The following is a 19395-nucleotide window of genomic DNA, read 5'->3' as shown; positions in this document are numbered from 1 at the left end:
CCAGATCAGCCAGCTTGCTCATGATTCAAATCAAGGGATATTGGCTTTCAATTCAGCAGATGTGTTGAAATTACTGGTGATCTGCTGGTGAATCCTATTTATAGGCTTGACTCGATTACATTCATCGCCTTGAGATAAGCAGGTATCTTGTCTACTGACTCCGTATCATTAAGGAATGAATCATCCCGTATTGCACGTCGTCCATTGTCGGCAATCACTGCATTAACGATGAGGTCTATAGCCTCTTGGTTGTCAAGATTCTGCAGAGCTTCGGCATATCTGCGGCTATGGGTTGGCCTGACAGATTCCTGGCAGTAATTAGTGAGTTCACGACTCTCTGTCATCACAGAATAAGCAACTCCTTTGGTAGATTGATTTCCATAGATAGACATGTATAAAAGATTCACCATTGATGAATCATGCAGAGGGATAGAGTAATTACGAACAATTTGTGGCCAATAACGTAGAGACTTTAAGCCTTCTAACCCTCCCTTTTGTAGCCCATCCGACTCACACCATTCTTCAAATTCTTCCATTTGATGGGGGCAGCGCTGTTCTTCTTTCATCTTTTTAGCGAGTATTTGCCCAGCTTGAAAGTTACGCGTAGGTTTGCCACAAACCGGAAGCATCATGCTGCCCCTAACATCTGCAACCATGGCAGTAAGTTGTGCAAAGGTGTGATCTCGCACCTTTTCCATCTCCCCATCTCGAGCCAATGCGGCTTCAATGCGCTGCACTCCGTAACCAAGCTCCGTTAATGAAAATGGTTGTTGATTGTAGAGCCCCTGACGATCATTTCTACACATCGACACTGTGGCAGCTTGATCAAGACACTGATCTAAAAGTAAGGTCAGTAGAGTTGGAAGTACGCCTGGATTATCATGGTGGTATGTATAACCAAACCCTGCAAATATTGATGCCATATTTTTTGCTGCTTTGATATATTGCCCTTCAATATTGTGAACACCTGATGAAACCTGTATGTTGGGTGATAATCGATCCAGCATTCGAGCTCCAAGCATTGCTGTCAGTGCATTTGGATGGCAGAAGTTTGCCGTGAAGCTATCAAACGGATTTCGCAATGCTCCATGGCGGTGAAATCCTGAGAAGAAAGCTAGATTTGGTTGTTTTTCACATAGGACATACGATTCATTATTGATCTGGTTATGAGAGAAGGAACCGGCTAGACAAGCTAGAACAACCTGTTCTCGTTTCATCTCCTTACGTAGTCGACATGCTTCCTCGAGGTCTAGCTCCACATGGTTGCTGTTCGCACTGAGGACGACGAGTTCACAGCGTTCAATTAGATCAGCCAGTGTGTTTGTGACACGAACCCCAGCTTTTATATGTGTGCCCATCTTTACAACCGATGCAATATGGGCCTCATCCATTCCATCCAATGAACCCTCTGGAAAGGCTCCCAGCAATTCCCGTTCTGGACGCGGGGCAAGCAATAAGCTGACACCAGCTGTTTGCATCGCACAGTTGTATGCCAGTGAGGCAGGATAAAGCCCCACGCTGTAGAACCCTACATTGCCATTTTCCAGTGCTCTAATTCTGTTTTGAATCAACTCCGGATTTAGGGACTTGGTGAAAAAACTGTTGTTCATCACTCCTCCTTGCTTCTATGCAGATTTGTTGTTGTCTTCTTTAACCCTACGGATGCGGCTGATCTCAGGAAAATGGAAATTTGCATATCAGCATATTAAAACGTTTAATCTCTATGATAATTCGAGCACCTTCTCTTCAGACCGGACAGCTTTTGTGGCCTTTAGTTCAATCAGGATCTGCTCAACAAACAGCTGAACTTTGTCCTCGCATCAATGATCGTTGCTCACTAGTTACTAGCCGCTAGCCAAAGCGTTTCCATGTCAGTGACTTGGCCCATCGTCCCCAACGTGGGAAGGTGTGTAGACCCGGCCATATCAACGAAACATGGGCCACATCGACCTCGATCAGCTTTTGTCTGAGATGGTCAGTACTGAAGACCTCTTGATCGTTCAGGATCTTGACGGCGTTTGTATCCCCCTTGTCAAGGATCCTCTGACGAGAGTTTTGGATCCTTCCTACGTATGGGCAGCCAAAAGGCTTGAGGGGTCTTTCTCTGTGCTTACCAATGGAGAGCATGGCGGACATCGTGGAGTCAATTGTGTAGTCGAGAGAGCTTTGGGTGATCCCCAGCTGCCGGCTAAGCAGGGCCTCTACTTACCGGGATTAGCCGCAGGCGGTGTGCAACTCCAGAATTGTTATGGCGAGATCAGTCATCCCGGTATTAGTGATGCAGAAATTGCCTTTCTTGCTGCACTGCCTAGCCGAATGCAGACCTTGCTTGAACAGCGTCTCCATGCATTGCTACCCCAGCGCACCTCTGAGGAGATCCAAATCCTCGCAAAGATGTCAGTTCTTGATACAGAGCTATCGCCCACAATTCTCTTGAATGGCTTGTTTAGCCTGACTCCTGACGATGTCGGCATTCAGCAATCCCTGCAAATTATGCTGCAGGAGTTGATGAATGAATTGATTAATAGTGCCATAAGTGCTGGCTTTCCTAATTCGTTTTTTCTGCATATTGCTCCCAATATGGGTTGTGATGGACAACTGGAGAGACTCAAGCCTGCTGCCCCTGGTGATGTAGGCACCACTGATATCCAGTTCATGCTCCAAGGTGCTGTGAAGGAAGCCGGACTATTAGTTTTGATTAACAAGCATATCGCTAAACACAAAGGCAAAGCTCCTCTAGGCAAAGACTTTGATGTGCGTTCAGCGCCTAAGACTCATCAGGGATTGTTGGATCTCTGCCGCAAGCGTATTCCTGTTGATCAGATGCCACTTTTGATGGGTGTGGGTGATACGGTTACATCCAATCCATCTCCTGATGGAACCGGATGGTTACGTGGCGGAAGCGACCGCGGTTTTCTTACCTTGTTACAGGATTTAGGTACGATTTATAACCGTCCCAATCGAGTGGTTCTTGTGGATAGTAGTGGCGGTGAAGTATACCGACCCAGCCTTAGAGATGAACACCTGCAAGGAATTAGTGATCCTGAGGATCCCCTGCATTTTGATGTACTGGTTCCTAGCGGCCCCAGCACATACGTGGCTTGGTTTAGGTCACTTGCTGAACGTCGTTCAGCTCGTTGACAGCTGTAATCTGTAATCTTTGGGAGGGCTAAGAGGAGGTCATTCTTTCGAGCCTATTGGGTCTCAAGGGTGAGATTAGATATAAGTACTAGAGTTCCTTTGCCTTGATTGATTGTTCTTCTAGATTCAGTATATCGAACAACAATTTAGCCAGCTCCATGTCTTGAGAAATCATTCCAAGTCGTTTGAAAATTCTATATTGAGTGACTGCATGAGTTGATCGTATTTAACCATCTCTTTTTTAGAACAAGATTCCTTTTGATGCTATTCATTTCTTAAAGTAAGGATGCATTCTTCCTTGTGAATCTACCTTAGAAAGTACGGCATTGCAATCTGTCCTGACCCTCGAATATTTTGTATCCTTTTTAGGGCATGATCGATAATCTCGCCATTGCTTTCTCTCAATTTATAAAGTAAAAGTGGGAACGTAAATGTTGTAAAGACTTGATCTGAATGTAGCAAGTACAGGATGCATGGTTAATGTTTTGTTGTTGCCTCTCTGCTCTTATGCTAGTGGATGATTGGTTCAGTAAAGAGCTTCTGTTGAACGTGAGTAAAGTATTGTACTTCTATTAAGTCGTCTCGCTAAAGGTTCTGGTTTCAAAGAATCATCAGTTTGTTTCGACATCAGCAGTAATAACTAACTAAGTGGTTTGTTTGCCATTGGCCACGTCAGGATGATTGCACTCAAATGATTTCTGTGTTGCCTTCTCACGACACGTCAGCAACTGCGTTTCGATCTGAGGTTTTCCCGGAGCTGCATCGGGACAACCTAAGTACTTTGCAGGTCAACCTTGGTTACCGATGCAACCAGAGCTGTGCCCACTGCCATGTGAATGCAGGACCGACCCGTCTGGAAATGATGGATCCGCAAACCATGGCCTTGATACCAAAGGTGTTGGATCAATACCAGCTGGGATGTCTTGACCTCACCGGTGGAGCTCCCGAGCTTCACCCAGGATTTAAGGATTTGGTCATTCAGGCCAGATGTTTGGGTGTGGAGGTTATCGATCGTTGCAACCTAACCATCCTCACTGAGCCAGGCCAGGAAGACCTAGCGGCTTTTCTTGCAAAACAACGTGTCACTGTGGTTGCTTCTCTGCCTTGTTACGAGGCTGAGAATGTAGACCAACAACGTGGTCAAGGAGTGTTTGAACGCAGCCTTATTGGTTTACGTCAGTTGAATCAACTTGGTTATGGGCAATCCGATGAGCAACTAATTCTTAACTTGATTTTTAACCCCCAGGGTCCTCATCTGCCTCCTCCTCAAGCCCAATTAGAAGAGGCCTATCGTAAAGAGCTGAAAAAACGGTATGGCATCGAATTCACCAGATTATTCACGATAGCGAACATGCCGATTCAACGTTTCGCTACACAGTTGAGCATGTCCGGCCAGCGAGAGAGTTATCAGCAGCTTCTTGAAGGTGCTCATAATCCCGATAATCTAAAAACGGTTATGTGCCGAAGCTTGATCAGTGTGAATTGGCAGGGCCAGCTTTTTGACTGTGATTTCAACCAGCAACTGAGTCTTCACCTTAAGGGGCCTGTTCATCACCTTAGGGACTTGCTGGAAAGCGAATTTCAATGGCCTGGTCAACCAATCACTGTTGGCCCTCATTGTTTTGGTTGCACTGCAGGCAATGGATCAAGCTGTGGAGGCGCCCTTCGATCTGAGGGAGAGATCGGTTAATCATTCAAGGCCCTGTGATGAAAGCTGATGATCAGCGCTCGATAGATTTGCTGCTTGAATCTCTTATAAGGGAACCTTGCAACGCCTTGATCGCGACAAGTGAAGGTGCAAATAGGAACACTTTCTCGTCAATGCGTACATGTTGTCCATCAAGTGCAGTCACACCTCCAATCACAAAATCAATGGTGCGCTGGGCATGTTCTGGGTCCATCCGACAGATGTTGAGCAAAACGGTGTGCTGTTCGCGGACAGCCAAAACGGCTTCAAAGGCCTGTTCAAAAACCAATGGTTTGAACACGACGATCTCGTGCCACCAGTCAGCAAACGGTGCGTCCATAGCCTCGACGCTTTTGGGATTTTAGTGCAGTCGATGGGCCTGATCCAGCCCTCGCTCGCCAAAAGCGAGCGAGGGGATTTTGTGGTGCATCCTTCAATCTGGATGCATCATGGATGGTGGAAATGATGGAGCTCATGGGCCGATCAGCCTCAACTACATTAAGTGGATCGCTACTTTTGATTGCTGCAACGACTGGATTGACAGTTGTAATGAGCGAAGTAGGGATCAACGCTGCTGAAACATCAGCTACTGAACCGAAGCAGGCGATGTTTAGAACTCAAGCTGAGGCAGAAGCTGCCGCCCCACAATTTGGTTGTAAGGGGTCCCATCAGATGGGTCAGATGTGGATGGTCTGTGACAAGCACGGCATTCAAATGGAGTCTCAACACAATCCATGAACACTGCTGATCAAACTGGCGATGACAAAGCATCAGCACACTGCGGGAGCAAACCGAAAAAGCTGGCTATTGGGATAGCTCCCTTAGGCACAGTTTCGATCGGTATTGTTCCAATGGGAGTGGTTTGCATTGGTGTTGTTCCCATGGGTGTTGTTTCCATTGGCGTGGTTGCTATGGGGGTGATCAATGCTTCTGTCGTTGGGATGGGCTTGCTAAGTGTTGGTGTAAGCACCATGGGAGTGTGGACGGCAGGTCCAATAAGCATGGGCTTGGTGTCTTTGGGTGGATCGGAGATTGAAAATCCCCATCAGCATCACCTTCCCGTAAGCGGCAAGTCTGCGTCGCAAACGGACCCTCGGTTGATGGCTTACCCCACTCAATTAGAGGCCGAAGCGAAGGCACGGGAGTTGGGATGCAAAGGCGCTCACCAGATGGGAACCCACTGGATGCCGTGTGATCAGCATTCTCAGCACTGATGTTTATCATCAGTTATCAATGGACATTGGTTGTCGAGGGTCTCTGACAAGACGGACATAGAGCCCGTACATTCAATGTTGACTCGATCAGTTGGAACCCGATTCGCTCAGCAGCAGAGCGTCCAGCTTCCAGTACTGGCTTACTCTCAAACTCCTCAGTACGACCACAACGCACGCATACCAAATGGTGATGATCTGGGTGGTCGTGACTTGCTAATTCAAAGCGATGTCCGCCATCGCTTATTTCCAACTCGTGTAGAAAGCCCATCTCGACAAGCAAGCGCAGCGTGCGGTAGATCGTTGCTAGAGACACCCTTGAGTTTGCCTCTAGAAGTTGCCGATGGACTTCTTCAGCACTGAGGTGAATGCCAGAACCAATACTTTCAAAGAGATCAAGAACGCGGCGTCTTTGAGGCGTTAAACGTCGACCACCCTGATGCAAGCCAACCTCAAGTTGTCCATGGATACGGGCCAGGGACGAAGAAGTAGGCAAGGCCACCTCTGCAATGCATTTCTCAATAGTAACCGCTAATGAGAGTGATTGGCGTAATTGATGGTGTGTTCTTGCTTCAAGCAAGGCAGCATCTCAAGCTAGATCGCGTTTTTCTTTAAAGTTGTTTGAGCCAAGCCAATAGTTGATCCTTCTGCCTTTGCGGCAAGGCCTGATAGCGCTGCTGGGCAGTTTTAGCCTCGCCACCATGCCAGATGATCGCTTCCTCGATGCTGCGTGCCCGGCCATCGTGCAAGAAGCTTGCTTTGCGATTAACCCTCTGGGTCATTCCCAATCCCCACAGAGGGGCAGTTCGCCATTCCGTTGAGAGGCTAAGACCTTCTTCAGCCACACCGTCATCGAGGCCAGGACCCATATCGTGAAGTAAAAGGTCGGTGTAAGGCCAGATTGCTTGGTCGTTGATGACTTTTGCCACTGCCTGTTGATTGTTCCCTGTGCGCTGGCTGGGCACGTGACAGCTAGCACATTGAAGTTGATCAAAGAGTGCTGATCCCTGTTTGACTACACGGCTGTGAGATGCTTCGGCTGTGGCTGGTGCTCCGAGAGTCTGTGTGTAGTAGCTCACCCCATCAAGGTCTTCCCAACTGATATCTGCCGGGCTCCCATCAGCAGCCATGGTGCTATCCGGCCCTGTTGCCGTTGTCAGTCCCATGTCGTCGAGGTAGGCGTTAGCGCTCTGTTGGTTCACGCTGGCTGCAATTGCCTTCCAGCCAAATCGGCCAATGCGGCGTTCCCCATCGCTGTCGATGGTCCAAACGGGTCTACCAGAGATTCCGTCACCATCATGATCGTCTGGATCTGCATTAGCCAGCACGTCGTCTTCTGGGATGGCTTCCAGCAGGCCAATGCCAATCATTGGTGGTGCGATGCGCAGTGATCGGGCCATGGTTTCCTCTGAGAGCTCGGTGCCATCGGGTTGAGTGATGCGAGTCTTTAATTGACGTAGGCCGTCTTTTTCTATCCAGTTTCGTTCAACTTTTGCTTCAGGACTGTGACCAAAGATTGCTTTGTCTTGCAGTTGGAAGCCAATCTCAGGAACTGGTTGATTACCACCTCCTTCTTGCATCGCAACTCTGAAGAGAGATTGGCCAGCGATTGGTTTTCCTCTGCCGTTTAGGACATGGCACGAGGAGCATGATTTGGCATTGTGAAGAGGTCCCAGGCCTGCACCGACATGTCCATCAAGGGGAACATGCTTCTGCTCGAAAAGGGGGTCTGTTTGAGTATGACGATCAAACTCAGCCTTGGTTAGTCCGTCAGCTGTTGTTTCAAAGGAACCAAATGAGCGGTTGAAAACAGTCATGTCACCGGCGGGGCGATGTGGATCACCTGCCCATACGGGACGCACTAACTTGAATGAGATGCCAAACCCAACTGCGACTAGAAGGGCCAGACATCCCAGAAGTAATTTTGAGAGAAAAATGAATCTCATGATTCAATCATCTCATCTTTATTTCAATATATAATTAAAAAATTATCCTATCTTTTCTGATACAGCAGTAGTGGTTTCTAATGCGGCCATGATCGCCGCCTGGAGATCCTCGATCTGTTCACGTGTTGCCGGATCATCGATCTTGTCGTTAAGCCTTTTAGGCAGTGCTTTGGCAAGGTCAATGGCCGCATTCAGTTGATCAGTCAATGCTTTTGCGATCTCTTCATCTTGGGCTTTAACAAGAGCCTGCAGCTTGGACTCTTTCCATGCAAGCCGCACTCCTTTTAGGTTTGAAACTACATCGGATCCGGTGTTGCCACTGAAAGTGCTTTCTAGTTCGTCTTTGCCTGCCTCAAGGGCTGCTCCTAATTTGCCATTGGCAACCTCATCTAAACAGCCGGTCATCCCTTCAAGGATGTCACTGACAGTTTTGCTTGGATCGGCCTCAACGTCGGCTTTGCCAAAGCCTTCGTCTCCACTCCATGCGGCAAGCAAACCTTTTGCATTCTGCTCGAGGTCTTCACCGGCGATTTGAAGATATAGCAATTGTGGAGGAGTCATTGAAGCTGCTGAAACAGCTTGACCTCCATCGCCGAAAAGAACATATTCAATTCCGTGAAAGCCTCGTCCAGTTGTGTCGAGGTCTGCAAAGGTTGTTTTGGAAAAGTTACTCTCATCTAAGGCTTGGGCCAGCTCCTTTCTGCTGACGGGCCAATCATCAAGATTGGGGTCAAAACCATCTGTTTCGGCTGGACCATAGGCCCAGGTTTCTGTTATTTCCCATGTTTTACGCGTAGTCTTCCATTGCTTGCGGGCGGCTTCAAGGTTGGCGTCGGTAGGGTCCTTCGCGAACTTGTTCAGATCCTCCTTAAGATTCTCTGTTGCAGCTACAAGTTTTTGATAACTAGGCAGTACAACATTATTAACTAATGCGCTGCTTACTTCCTTCTCCGTAGGTGCCGTCTGTGACTGCGGTGTGCATGCTGCTGTGATACTTGCCGAGAGAGCAGCGGCACCAAGAAGTGGAGCCAGGCGAGGCAAACGAATCATTGTGAAACCCGAAGCTGGGTGAGTGGTTATTTTTCAGACACTATTGATGAACGCCTGACAAGGCGACGCAAACAATACAGGCGAACAACTCATTTGTTACTTGGAGAGGCTTCATTGTTGTTGGTTCAGCCTTTTGTAAAATACGTCTTCAGTGAAATTGTTCCATCAGATAAGCAAGTTTGTGTTTTGCATTGAACAGGTTTGGCTGCAGTCAGTTTTTAATAACCCTTTAAGGAAAAAGTGCTTTGAGACGAAGATCAAATGTTTAGAAGCTACATGGCAAGTGAGGAATAGTTATTTACAATTAAGAGCTTATTTTGTGATCGTCATCATCAGAGTAGATAGTATAAATTTAAAAGTCAATTCATGCGATATATTTCAGGAAAGTCTTGTCCATCAAGGCTTGCCATTTCCTTGAGGAATGACTGGCTTGAAACTCTTTAGAGCCAAGACAATTGAAGTCGCAATAGGAGGCTTTACCCTCCCAGATCACTTGTCATGGTTCTATCTGAACCCACCTATCTTGGAGTTGATGTATAGTCACTCCTGACCTTTTGTAAGGATTCTTTTAGGTATTTCCGGCTTTCTTCATAGAGGGAACCATTGCATGGATTTCTTATGTATAATTATGGCTTTAATCTTTTGGAGTATTCACGTTGTTGGCTAATCAACCATTCTTCTTGCTGTAGTAAATACACGATAAACTACAAAATAGTTACTAACTATCGATCAAATCCTCTTGCGTCCATGTAGGTGTCAAGTCAGGATACTTTGTCGGATGATTTCCGCCTGTTCAGTGAATTACACCAAATAGACTTCCTATGGCTGCAGTGATAGCCATTGCCAGTGCACCCCAGAACGTTATTCTTACAACCGCTTTTCTAATTGATGCTTTACCTGCACGGGCTGAGAGGCCACCGAGAAGGCCTAAGCAGATCAATGATGCAATCGATACGATCACTGGAATTTGTTTCACTGGCAGTTGTGATGCAACGATGAGCGGAACAGCTGCGCCTAGAGCAAACATGCTGGCTGATGCGATTGCAGCTTGGACTGGCCTTGCCTGGCTAATTGGTGAGAAACCTAGTTCCTCGCGCATATGCGTAGCGAGTGCATCATGCTTGGTGAGTTGTATCGCAACCTGCTTTGCAAGTGTTAGATCAAGACCTCGCTGTTGGTAGATTTCAATCAGCTCTTTTAGTTCAGCTTCAGGGTGTTTGGATAGCTCTTTGCGTTCTTGCTCCCGATCTGCTTTTTCTGTGTCAGCTTGAGAGCTGACTGACACGTATTCGCCAGCAGCCATTGACATTGCCCCGGCCACTAGACCTGCTAGTCCAGACAGGAGCACGCCATGGTGACTACTTTGGGCCGATGCCACACCCACCACCAAGCTTGCAGTGGAGACAATGCCATCGTTGGCACCAAGAACGGCTGCCCGTAGCCAGGTTGTACGAGAACTGTTATGCGGCTCTGGGTGAATAGATGGCAACTGGATGCTTGCGATGTGAATGATTTTGTGTCTGAACCTTGTTTTGACTTTGCAAAGAAGGGAAACTTTAGTTCCTGCTTTTGTTTATTATTATTTGGTAACGCATCTTGAGAATGATTGGACCAACAGCTATGTGGGATAAGCTAGATGCAAAATTTATCAATGAAATCCTATTCAAGCCAAGATTAATCCCATATTTTGCGTCTATTTATTTACCCATGCGCCTTTGACCATAGAATACAAATTCTATAAGTTCGAAACTAAGTTCACACGAGTTCTGTAGAAATACTAGACAGGAAAGAATCACAAATATGCCATAAGGCTGATATGCTTATGACTTGGGTCATTACAATAGCTGTCTACAACAGACTAAAAGCCCTGCTCATCTCCTCAAGGGTAAGGAAGCATCTGGATTAGCTTTTATCTTCTTGAATCTTCGCCTTGCTCCCAACTATTTGGGAGCATAATGCTTATTTAGAAGATATAGGTTAAGTCATTAACTATCTATTGTAGTAGCGCTTAGGTGTTCTTATTTCATGTAAACTTGTTTATTACCAGGGCCCTTTTTGACTGCCAGCAATACCCTTTTGATTGGAATCTTATGGCAACTTTGCTAAAGATTAATGCCAGAGAGTGTTTTTATGTTTTTTACTAGGGTATTGAGTGCAAGGTGTTTGACTTGTTTGTCATCTTTAGTTCTGGATCGCTCAAATTGTCACTAAAGTGCCGTCGCGAATGGTCATGTATTTTCGATGCTCACAGTGATGATCAACCTGGCCATTAAACTTGTGTGTAGTGTGTTCTCAAGCCAGCTTGCGCTAAGTCATTAAATAATGAAGTAACTTTGCCTTTGGATTATCGTTAACTCTTATCATTGAGGCTCATGAATGTTTGTATTCTCGTGCAGCTACGCGTTGTCATTTGCTGTACACCAGCGATTAGACTAACTGAAAATGGTTTAACCTCGAGGTTTACTTTATTGATCTCATATTTGAAGTAATGACTGTCATCTGTATGAAGTCTAGCAACAACAATAGTTGGTGATGATGATTCAACAATAAGACTCTCTATGATATTCCTTTCCTCTTCAGAAGGTGCGAATGGATAACGGATCTCTACTAATAAGCGCTCGGAGTCGACAAGGTATATTTCCTTATATGATTTTCCTTCATAGAGATAAGAGCACAAAAGCACGATTGGAGTTGCTTTTACAGGCGCCATAGGCATCAAGGTAACTAAACTAATGATGGCGATCACTATAGTTTGCTTTGCTATCCAGCCCTCTGAATTAAGGTGTGGATATGTCTTTAACACGTCCACAAAGCAATTTGGATTAGTCCTAATCATCAGCTCTAAGTACTTTTCATGTTGATGTCTTTAAGGTTGCTATTCCTTGAGGCTAGCACCAGAGGCGAAATCAAGGTATTAATATAAAAATGACGGGCACAATCCTATCATTCTGCCCACAAAATGATTCACATAATTGGATTAATCTGCCTCCCCTCTCTTGCAGACTTATTCATTAAGTACTCTACTCTGATATTCGGCCTTCTCGAATTATATTTTACGATTATATCACGGCATCAACCTCTATTAAAACTCGTATTACACAGAAGTGTGTGCTGCTTTGTTAGCCTTTCTTTTACATCGGGAATAATCTACCCATCATTTTCTTGATGTTCTGTAGTCTCACTACACTGCTATTACTTTCACGTTAAATAGTTTTATTTAACAGAGTAGAAACAGAGATGATTGCATTATCAAACCCAATCAAACCTTCCCAATAGACTGGCTGATAAGTCACCTTGATACATCCGGCACACCCTTATGGGACTTCGATTACTCAGTAGTTCTTGGATATACGTAATACTATTGATGGAACGCATAAACGATCCCTTGGCCAGTGGAGGCCAGGGGATTTTTATTCTTTTGCCGAATTAATGAGTCAAATTTATTCATTAACTATTAAATAAGTTTTCTTCTAACCAAGCCATGATGACTTATGAGGAGCAAACTGTTTAAATTTTTTCGAGGGCTTGGCGTCATCTCACTGATAGGGGCATTATGGGGTCTGTTTAGAAATTGCTTCATATGGCGTACCGTCGCAAAATAACCAACGTCCTTAACGACTTCACAGAATTTGTCAATCGCGGCAATGTCGTTGATCTGGCGGTGGCTGTTGTCGTAGGTGGTGCCTTCTCAAAGCTCGTAGATGCACTTGTGAAGTTGGTCACTGGCGCTTTAATGGACCCTTTACTTCACAGACTTCAGGTAGACACGCTTAGTGCCTTGCCCGGCGGCGCACTTTTGGTCTCAATGATTAATTTTTTGGTCATTGCCTTCGTGGTTTTTATTGTGGTCAGGGCTCTCGAACGCTTCAAACGAAAAGAGGAGGCTAAAGCTGCTGCTGCTCCACCCCCCCAGCAAGATTTAGCTGATGCTGTTGAACGTTTAGCAATAGCGCTCGAATCCCGTAAGCTCTGAGATGATCAAAATAGTAACCAACCGCCTTTATCTTGTCAATATTCTTACTTACTATTGCTTGATTTGTTGCTTCTTGTCCACTAGAATCTTAAGAAGTCCATGACTAATGATTGTCCCAATAATTCAATTATGGATGTAACTTACTTATCTACTCATTCCCTTTTGCCCAGCCGAAATTTAATGCAACCTGATGACACAGCACTTTTGATTATCGATGTTCAAGAAAGATTGATACAGGCTGTTGATGATCAGAAACAGATCGTTTGGAATATCAGACGTCTCATTGATGCCGCGAATGTTCTTTGTATAGAGATCGCAACAACAGAACAATATCCTCAACGACTTGGTCATACAATAGAACTTATAGCGACACGGACAGTAAATAATCCTTTTCCAAAACTGTCATTTAGTTGTGTTGGATGCGTAGAACTCCTTCAACAATTTAGAAAGTCTGGTATTAAAAAGGTTCTTCTTTGTGGAATAGAAGCTCATGTCTGCGTCCTTCAAACAGCACTAGATCTAATCTCCAATGATTATCAGGTTTTCCTCGCTGTCGATGCAATTGGTAGTCGTAGGAGAATTGACTTAGAGTTTGCATTAAGACGTATGGAGTCAGTTGGTGTGACTTTGACAACTACAGAATCAGTAATGTTTGAGTGGTGTCATCGAGCTGATAGAGTTGAATTTAAAACCATTAGTAATTTAGTCAAGGAGTGTCTATCAGATTGATAATGTCTAGCTTGACTTTACCTTCCAGATGATGAACGATCCCTAGCATTTGCGAATGCAATCTTTCTTGACTCTATACCAAGTCAACTGTTAACCTATAGAGATATAGCTTTACTTTTAACCAAACAGGAGATTTGTGTTTGCGTTAACCATGCTAGTGAGTCATTCTTGTACTTATGGTAAGGATCTATAACATTTTCATTTGCATTGTTTTTATTTCGGAACAAGTTCTGCCTAGACTGGTTTTTGGGCGAGGATTATGCTCACATTTTTGATCTATAAGATTTTATTAATCTATTTTGTATATTGAATCGAGCCTTACAAGGCAGTACATCCACCTATGGCAAAGTTTGGTGTATTGCGTGAAGCTGTCGTAGTGTTTTCAATTCTCAGATGACTCTTAAGGCTGTTCTTGTTCATTCCACAGCCCAAGGAGGCACTATCCATAAGTTCCCTGCAAAGCAAGGAGAACGTTTCCTAGGTTGTTATTTGGGGACTTGTAAATTCAGCAACAATTTAGCTGAAGCTACAGCCGATTTGGCTAGCCTTGAACCTTCAACAAATACTCCCCAATCTTAGATCTATATAAGCTTTACTAGCTTGATGCAACTGATGTTGAATAGTATTAGATACAATTACCTATTGATTTTAGTCTCCTGTAAGAGTCGCATGGAAATCGAACTTAATACAGTGACTGCAATTGCCTGCAAATTAATTCTACTCAATACCTAACATATCCCTTTCGTGTATATAGTGCATTGCTTAATGACTTCTTGTGATAAGAGCAGACACTTTCTTTGTTCCATATTCGAATCTTTTATTTGTATACTGCGTTCGAGCCAAGCTAAACTTTATCTTAAACCTTATCTTAAGCTTTATCGCTTATCATAAAAAAAAGTCTTTTCTTTAGGTCTATTTCAATCAAAAATGAGATAGAGCCTATTCGCGCTGCTTTTTATTCCATACGTATTGCCATCATTCCTTACGGATTTATATATTGTTTGCCAATATTAGCCAAATCTGAGTTAATTCAGACTAGTCATCTTTGTATTATCCATATCACCTATTCTTCGGATTGAAGTTTTTTGATAATTCTCTATCCATTATTTATATCCTAGACTTTTAGCGTATACAATATCCATCTTGATCACGTAGCTATTTTTTCTCTCTATCTAGCATCTTCGTTGTCAATAGTATCTAGTATGCCAATTCTTTAGCCTAACTCTTGACTTGCTCACCTGTATTAGCCTATGTAGACGGTAAGTTTAGAAAGGAAAATATTATCTGTGTGTTCCCCATCAGCGTATATGGATCAAACTTTTCTTGTTTTTCTGCCTATGGGTCCGCTACTCATTTAATCTAGCTACATCTCTTAGATTGGTAAGGATTGGTAATGCAGCTACTTTCCAGAAAAAAATTAGGTTTGCGTTGTTTGCTTTGTCTTTTTTGTGGCTTACTGATCAGTCTGCTGTTTTCCCCTGCTCTTGCACAGATCTCTTTGGGTTCAACAGCAGCTCCCACCAGTAATCCTATGAACCGACCTGTCTGGGACCTTAATAGACCTTGGCGATGTGGCCCCCTTTACTGTAGCAGAGTTGTTTTTCCTGTTCGAATCCTTAGCCCCAACAATCGTCTCACTCTCGCTGCTCAAGCTTCAAATAATATCAGTCCCCAGCAGGCAGCCCAGAACATTGAGCAGCGAGCTCAGTCTGTTCAGTTAACGGTTAAATCTGTGAAAAACCGCCTTGTCAGGTTTTGGCAAGAGGCCCAGTCGTCTGGTAAGTCTTCTACTAATGGCGTACAACGAATATATGACCCACGCTTCTGGTGGTTCTTACATCAGAAACCTTTACATCCTCTTACTCCTGCTGTTGAGATTGGCACCCAAAATAAATCCACAGTTATCTATTTGCCAGACAATCCAAAGTATCGACTTTTTAAACAGACTGTAATCACTGTAACGGCTCCAGATGCTCAGAATGCAGGCATTGAGATCCCTCAGTTGGCGGAAGAGTGGCAGCAGAGAATCAGGAACAACTTTAGTGATCGTCTGTGGGGCCTTGAATTTTCATCCTCCTTCCCAGGCCTACGAATTTTATTGTCTACTGGCTTATTGGTAATAGGCATTTTGGGTTTGTTTCTTCTCAAGACCATACGAGCTTCATTGCTCTCCATAAATCGTCGTTTATTACATAAACAGGAATCACTAGCCGAATCTCTTAAAGACGATGCCATGTCTGCTTATTCGGGTACCCTTATGCCCCTCTCCAACAATGAAGAAGATTTTAATTATATCGCTCAACTCGAACATTCAAAGGATTTATCTGGTGTTACTAAAGTCAATGAATCTATACCTACAAACCCAAATCAACCCATAGATAATCTTCCTCGATCCTTTCCTTATACTCACGCTTTATTGAACCAGACCCAGAACTTCTTGGAACTCGTTCTATTAGTAAGTAACTTTCTGAGAATCGCATTTTTAGTCTTAGTCTTGCTTTCTGCTACAGCGGTTTATCCTTCAATGCGTATTTACTCATTTATTGCCCTGCAGCAGTCGATTGCGATTCCGTTGATTTGGGTAGGCGTCTCTATTTTGCGGCTTTTGATTGTCATCATCATTGAGTTCAATATTAATAATTGGATAAGGCGCGTTTCTAGAAGGGAGGCTAGTGCTAGTTCGATGCGCTATACCCTTAGGTCAAGTACATACTCTAAGGTTCTTAAGGGTGGTGCAACTGTTGTAACTATCTTTCTTGGACTCGTTTTGACTTTAACAACAATAGGAGTCGACAGGTCTATTTTTACCAGTGCTGGAGTAATCGCTGTGGGTGTGGGTTTTCTTTCTCGAAATGTGCTAGAGGATATTCTTAACGGATTTCTTATTCTGGCTGGTGATCGTTTTGCAATAGGTGATGTCGTTACGATCGGCACCTTTGGTGGCTTTGTTGAAAATATGAATTTATTCAATACTCAACTTCGTGGTTCTGATGGTCAACTAACAACTCTGCCTAATAGCCAGATTCGAACCGTAGAGAACCTTACTAAGGATTGGTCTCGAGTTAATTTTGACATCGAGGTATCAGCTCGCGAGAATCTCCGCCATGTGCTCGATGTAGTTCGGCTTGTAGCCAATACCATGAGAGATGATAAGCAATGGAGTGATTATTTTCTTGATGCTCCCGAGATCCTTGGGATTGATCAGTTGCAATCATCAGGTTGTTTAATCCGTGTTTGGATAAAAACTCAACCCTTGGCTCAGTGGAGTGTAGGCCGTGAGTTTAGGTTGCAGATTAAAGAAGCTTTTGACCGGGAGGGAATTACACTTGGTGCTCCTATACAAAATGTGTTGTTTTCTCGTCAAAAATGACTAACTTTAACCAAATCAAGAAATTCTATATTGAATCAGTGTTAGGCAAACTATATGGTCAGCATTTTCGATAGCTAATTCTTCGTAAATTTTTAATTGCTAATTCCTCAATTCCCAGGTTAAGATGTTGATTACTTAAGAGTCTCTCTGTACTGATGAACTCGTGATGGAACGATTCTTGTGTCTACATCCAGTTGTCGAATCCCAAACTGTTTTATTGAATCAAACAGCATTCGATTAATAGTGGCCACTTTTTCCTCAGTCAGTGTGCCTTCTGGGACATTGAGTACCAGATCTAGAACAGCACGATCTTCTTTTAAATTCACATACATATAGCGGATCTGCATCTTCTGTTTAATTCCTGTCATTTTCATATTTGTTGTTCCTGGCTCTTGTTGATTTGCTCCGATCGTAGAGAGTTCCATCTCAATCTTCTTTATAAGGAAGAACTTTCTTAAGGATGAACTTAGAGGGACACAAATTAGAATTATCAGAGCTAACCATGCTAATAATGCAAGCCATGAGCGCTTGATCGATCCATAGGACTGACTTAGAAAGGTAAGTGAAGCGGCAAAGGTGATGCCTATAAGGTTGGCCAGAAAAAGTATGAATGACCCTGTTGCAACCTCATGGTTGAGCCCCCTTATTACCCCTCTGGCAAATCTGGCACTGATCTCCGGATCAAGTGTCAACCCAATGCCGCTAACGCAAAGTGGAGGCACAAGCGCAACGGCGATTGCGACACCAGCTATAGAACTAGCAATACGCTTGCGGGTTAGAGAAAATGCACCAGCTATTCCGGCCGCAATAGCTACTAGCAGGTCGATCAGATTTGGTGACGTACGAGCCAGTATTTCTGAGCCTAAGACTCTTACCGGCATGCACCCTGTAATCACAGCTGCTGTGATTACAACGACTCCCGTACCTATGATCAATGTCACTAATGATCGTCTGATCAACAGGCTGCTTGCAATTGATATCCCATAGGCCATGCTCAAGATTGGATTCATTAATGGAGCCACGATCATGGCTCCAATTACAACGGCAGTGTTGTTGGCAATGAGTCCAAAGGTTGCGATTATTGTTGATGTGATAAGTAGAACAAAGAAGCCAAAGGAAGGCAAAGAGTTAGCAATGCGTTCCTCATCCAGCACCTCAATTGGAACAGGTTGTTCCAAAAAAACAGACCATTGCCCTGTCAGCAAGTCGAAGGCGCGATGCAAGGCATTCTTACTCATTGTTTAATCAACTCGAACCTGTTTAATAAGACTATGTTATCGCTGCGTTGATTTCATCTTCCAGAAACTTTTCACAATATTTGACCTATTTTCTTTTTTGTGTTTTTTCTTTTAACTATATCTCCCCATTCTTCTTTTTCTCATAAGAGTGATTGGGTTCCTCTTCGTATTAGGATGTTGTCATCTCGAACGACTCTTGCTTGCTTCTTTCAAGGAATGAATATACCTCCTCTCCCTATCAGATCTGTCGTTTTGACCTCAGATTATCTAATATTTAATTGATTGATAGTATTCAATTTCACCGATTTCTCTGCATATGAACAGATCTACCTTTTCACCCTGTTAATACAGGCATTAATATCTTCAGTTACAGAGTCATCTTGATAATGTCCGCGGATGTCTCATGTCAAATCTGTACTTAGCTATCTACAAGTCTTTGCAGTAATTTATTTCCTCTTTTCATACTTTTAACTAGCGTTTATCAGGCCAACCATCTTTTTTCGATTGGCTCTTGGTAGCTTGTCTTGACTGCTCGATACGTTTGCTCATGATTTATGCCTTGCGGCTTGTTGATCTGGTTGCCCAAGTGGGTCATCAACCCGCTGAAAACCTGTCGAGGGCCATCCAGATGTCTGTTGCGCCAGTTTTCTTGCTCGCAGGTATTGGAGGTTTGCTGGTAGTTCTCAATAGCCGATTGGTTCGCATTATTGATCGTTCTCGTGAGCTTCAAGCTTTGACCCAGAGCCGGGATACACCTGTGTCATCAGAGCGTGAGAGCAAAACAGAGTTACAGGCATTGAAGAGGCGCATGGCGTTGGTGATGAAAGCGATTGAACTTCTCACCGTCACGATTCTATTGGTGGCACTGGTTGTAGCTGTTGTCTTTATCAGCGTGGTCACTCAACTGGATCTTGCCTTACTTGTGGTGCCTTTGTTCGTTATGGCGATGGTATGCCTAATGGCAGCGGCCCTTCTCTTTCAACGCGAGGTGCAGTTGGCCACTGCTCAGGTTAGACGATGGTTTTAAACCTTTTCCTAATTAAGGTTTCA

16 protein-coding genes are annotated in these 19395 nt (G+C 44.2%); 8 read left to right on the top strand and 8 right to left on the bottom strand.

Going from position 1 to position 19395, the window contains the following annotated elements:
* Positions 1-98: 98 nt before the first annotated feature.
* A complete protein-coding gene (locus EV12_RS04405) occupies positions 99-1610 on the bottom strand; it encodes a hypothetical protein (RefSeq protein ID WP_036912489.1) in 1512 nt (503 codons plus the stop codon).
* Between the two features lie 325 nt (positions 1611-1935).
* Here EV12_RS04405 and stpA point away from each other — a divergent pair, with 325 nt between their 5' ends.
* Positions 1936-3141, top strand: a complete 1206-nt coding sequence (gene stpA / locus EV12_RS04400; protein ID WP_036912486.1) for a glucosylglycerol 3-phosphatase — start codon at positions 1936-1938, stop codon at positions 3139-3141.
* A gap of 691 nt (positions 3142-3832) precedes the next feature.
* Positions 3833-4831 carry an arsenosugar biosynthesis radical SAM (seleno)protein ArsS gene (arsS, locus tag EV12_RS04395; RefSeq protein ID WP_036912484.1) on the top strand — a complete coding sequence of 333 codons (999 nt, stop codon included), beginning with the start codon at positions 3833-3835 and terminating at the stop codon, positions 4829-4831.
* A gap of 31 nt (positions 4832-4862) precedes the next feature.
* Here arsS and EV12_RS04390 read toward each other — a convergent pair whose 3' ends face one another.
* Complete coding sequence (locus EV12_RS04390; protein ID WP_052039553.1) at positions 4863-5168, bottom strand: cell division protein SepF; 306 nt, start codon at positions 5166-5168, stop codon at positions 4863-4865.
* Positions 5169-5302: 134 nt separating this feature from the next.
* Here EV12_RS04390 and EV12_RS04385 point away from each other — a divergent pair, with 134 nt between their 5' ends.
* Positions 5303-5566, top strand: coding sequence for a DUF3721 domain-containing protein (locus tag EV12_RS04385; protein ID WP_052039556.1), 264 nt, complete (start codon positions 5303-5305; stop codon positions 5564-5566).
* Complete coding sequence (locus EV12_RS04380; RefSeq protein WP_036912481.1) at positions 5563-6042, top strand: GLTT repeat protein; 480 nt, start codon at positions 5563-5565, stop codon at positions 6040-6042. The genes EV12_RS04385 and EV12_RS04380 overlap by 4 nt, the downstream gene beginning before the upstream one ends.
* 16 nt (positions 6043-6058) lie before the next feature.
* On the opposite strand, the gene EV12_RS04375 is transcribed toward EV12_RS04380, so the two are convergent.
* The 5 genes from EV12_RS04375 to EV12_RS04355 all read right to left on the bottom strand — a co-directional run bounded on the left by EV12_RS04375 (position 6059) and on the right by EV12_RS04355 (position 11781).
* Positions 6059-6541 carry a Fur family transcriptional regulator gene (locus tag EV12_RS04375; RefSeq protein WP_241477272.1) on the bottom strand — a complete coding sequence of 161 codons (483 nt, stop codon included), beginning with the start codon at positions 6539-6541 and terminating at the stop codon, positions 6059-6061.
* Between the two features lie 109 nt (positions 6542-6650).
* A complete protein-coding gene (locus tag EV12_RS04370; RefSeq protein ID WP_036912478.1) occupies positions 6651-7985 on the bottom strand; it encodes a di-heme oxidoredictase family protein in 1335 nt (444 codons plus the stop codon).
* Between the two features lie 42 nt (positions 7986-8027).
* On the bottom strand, positions 8028-9035 hold the full coding sequence (locus tag EV12_RS04365) for an imelysin family protein (protein ID WP_036912475.1): 1008 nt from the start codon (positions 9033-9035) through the stop codon (positions 8028-8030).
* Between the two features lie 793 nt (positions 9036-9828).
* Complete coding sequence (locus EV12_RS04360) at positions 9829-10524, bottom strand: VIT1/CCC1 transporter family protein (protein ID WP_081939914.1); 696 nt, start codon at positions 10522-10524, stop codon at positions 9829-9831.
* An 861-nt stretch (positions 10525-11385) separates the two neighbouring features.
* The gene (locus tag EV12_RS04355) at positions 11386-11781 is read right to left on the bottom strand and encodes a hypothetical protein (RefSeq protein ID WP_241466571.1); all 396 of its coding nucleotides are present in this window, start codon (positions 11779-11781) and stop codon (positions 11386-11388) included.
* An 834-nt stretch (positions 11782-12615) separates the two neighbouring features.
* Between EV12_RS04355 and mscL the strand changes: the two genes are divergently transcribed.
* The 3 genes from mscL to EV12_RS04335 all read left to right on the top strand — a co-directional run bounded on the left by mscL (position 12616) and on the right by EV12_RS04335 (position 17107).
* Positions 12616-13008, top strand: a complete 393-nt coding sequence (gene mscL / locus EV12_RS04350) for a large conductance mechanosensitive channel protein MscL (protein ID WP_052039552.1) — start codon at positions 12616-12618, stop codon at positions 13006-13008.
* 99 nt (positions 13009-13107) lie between these two features.
* Entirely contained in the window at positions 13108-13737 is a 630-nt protein-coding gene (locus tag EV12_RS04345; RefSeq protein WP_052039551.1) for an isochorismatase family protein, read from the top strand.
* Positions 13738-15130: 1393 nt separating this feature from the next.
* A complete protein-coding gene (locus tag EV12_RS04335) occupies positions 15131-17107 on the top strand; it encodes a mechanosensitive ion channel family protein (protein ID WP_036912462.1) in 1977 nt (658 codons plus the stop codon).
* 131 nt (positions 17108-17238) lie between these two features.
* On the opposite strand, the gene EV12_RS04330 is transcribed toward EV12_RS04335, so the two are convergent.
* Entirely contained in the window at positions 17239-18345 is a 1107-nt protein-coding gene (locus EV12_RS04330; RefSeq protein ID WP_036912459.1) for a DUF389 domain-containing protein, read from the bottom strand.
* 628 nt (positions 18346-18973) lie between these two features.
* Here EV12_RS04330 and EV12_RS04325 point away from each other — a divergent pair.
* Positions 18974-19372 (top strand): DUF2721 domain-containing protein, encoded by a 399-nt coding sequence (locus tag EV12_RS04325; protein WP_036912524.1) that lies wholly within the window; start codon positions 18974-18976, stop codon positions 19370-19372.
* The last annotated feature ends 23 nt before the right edge of the window (positions 19373-19395 follow it).

Origin of the sequence: Prochlorococcus sp. MIT 0701 (assembly GCF_000760295.1) — a bacterium.
Taxonomy (GTDB): domain Bacteria; phylum Cyanobacteriota; class Cyanobacteriia; order PCC-6307; family Cyanobiaceae; genus Prochlorococcus.
This window is presented reverse-complemented; position numbering and strand designations above follow the sequence as displayed.

Coding starts and splice junctions, on each gene's coding strand:
- EV12_RS04390 (WP_052039553.1), bottom strand. CDS start 5,168: ATGGACGCACCGTTTGCTGACTGGTGGCACGAGATCGTCGTGTTCAAA.
- stpA (WP_036912486.1), top strand. CDS start 1,936: ATGGGCCACATCGACCTCGATCAGCTTTTGTCTGAGATGGTCAGTACT.
- EV12_RS04370 (WP_036912478.1), bottom strand. CDS start 7,985: ATGAGATTCATTTTTCTCTCAAAATTACTTCTGGGATGTCTGGCCCTT.
- EV12_RS04365 (WP_036912475.1), bottom strand. CDS start 9,035: ATGATTCGTTTGCCTCGCCTGGCTCCACTTCTTGGTGCCGCTGCTCTC.
- EV12_RS04385 (WP_052039556.1), top strand. CDS start 5,303: ATGGGCCGATCAGCCTCAACTACATTAAGTGGATCGCTACTTTTGATT.
- EV12_RS04380 (WP_036912481.1), top strand. CDS start 5,563: ATGAACACTGCTGATCAAACTGGCGATGACAAAGCATCAGCACACTGC.
- EV12_RS04325 (WP_036912524.1), top strand. CDS start 18,974: ATGTCTGTTGCGCCAGTTTTCTTGCTCGCAGGTATTGGAGGTTTGCTG.
- EV12_RS04330 (WP_036912459.1), bottom strand. CDS start 18,345: ATGAGTAAGAATGCCTTGCATCGCGCCTTCGACTTGCTGACAGGGCAA.
- EV12_RS04405 (WP_036912489.1), bottom strand. CDS start 1,610: ATGAACAACAGTTTTTTCACCAAGTCCCTAAATCCGGAGTTGATTCAA.
- mscL (WP_052039552.1), top strand. CDS start 12,616: ATGGCGTACCGTCGCAAAATAACCAACGTCCTTAACGACTTCACAGAA.
- arsS (WP_036912484.1), top strand. CDS start 3,833: ATGATTTCTGTGTTGCCTTCTCACGACACGTCAGCAACTGCGTTTCGA.
- EV12_RS04335 (WP_036912462.1), top strand. CDS start 15,131: ATGCAGCTACTTTCCAGAAAAAAATTAGGTTTGCGTTGTTTGCTTTGT.
- EV12_RS04345 (WP_052039551.1), top strand. CDS start 13,108: ATGACTAATGATTGTCCCAATAATTCAATTATGGATGTAACTTACTTA.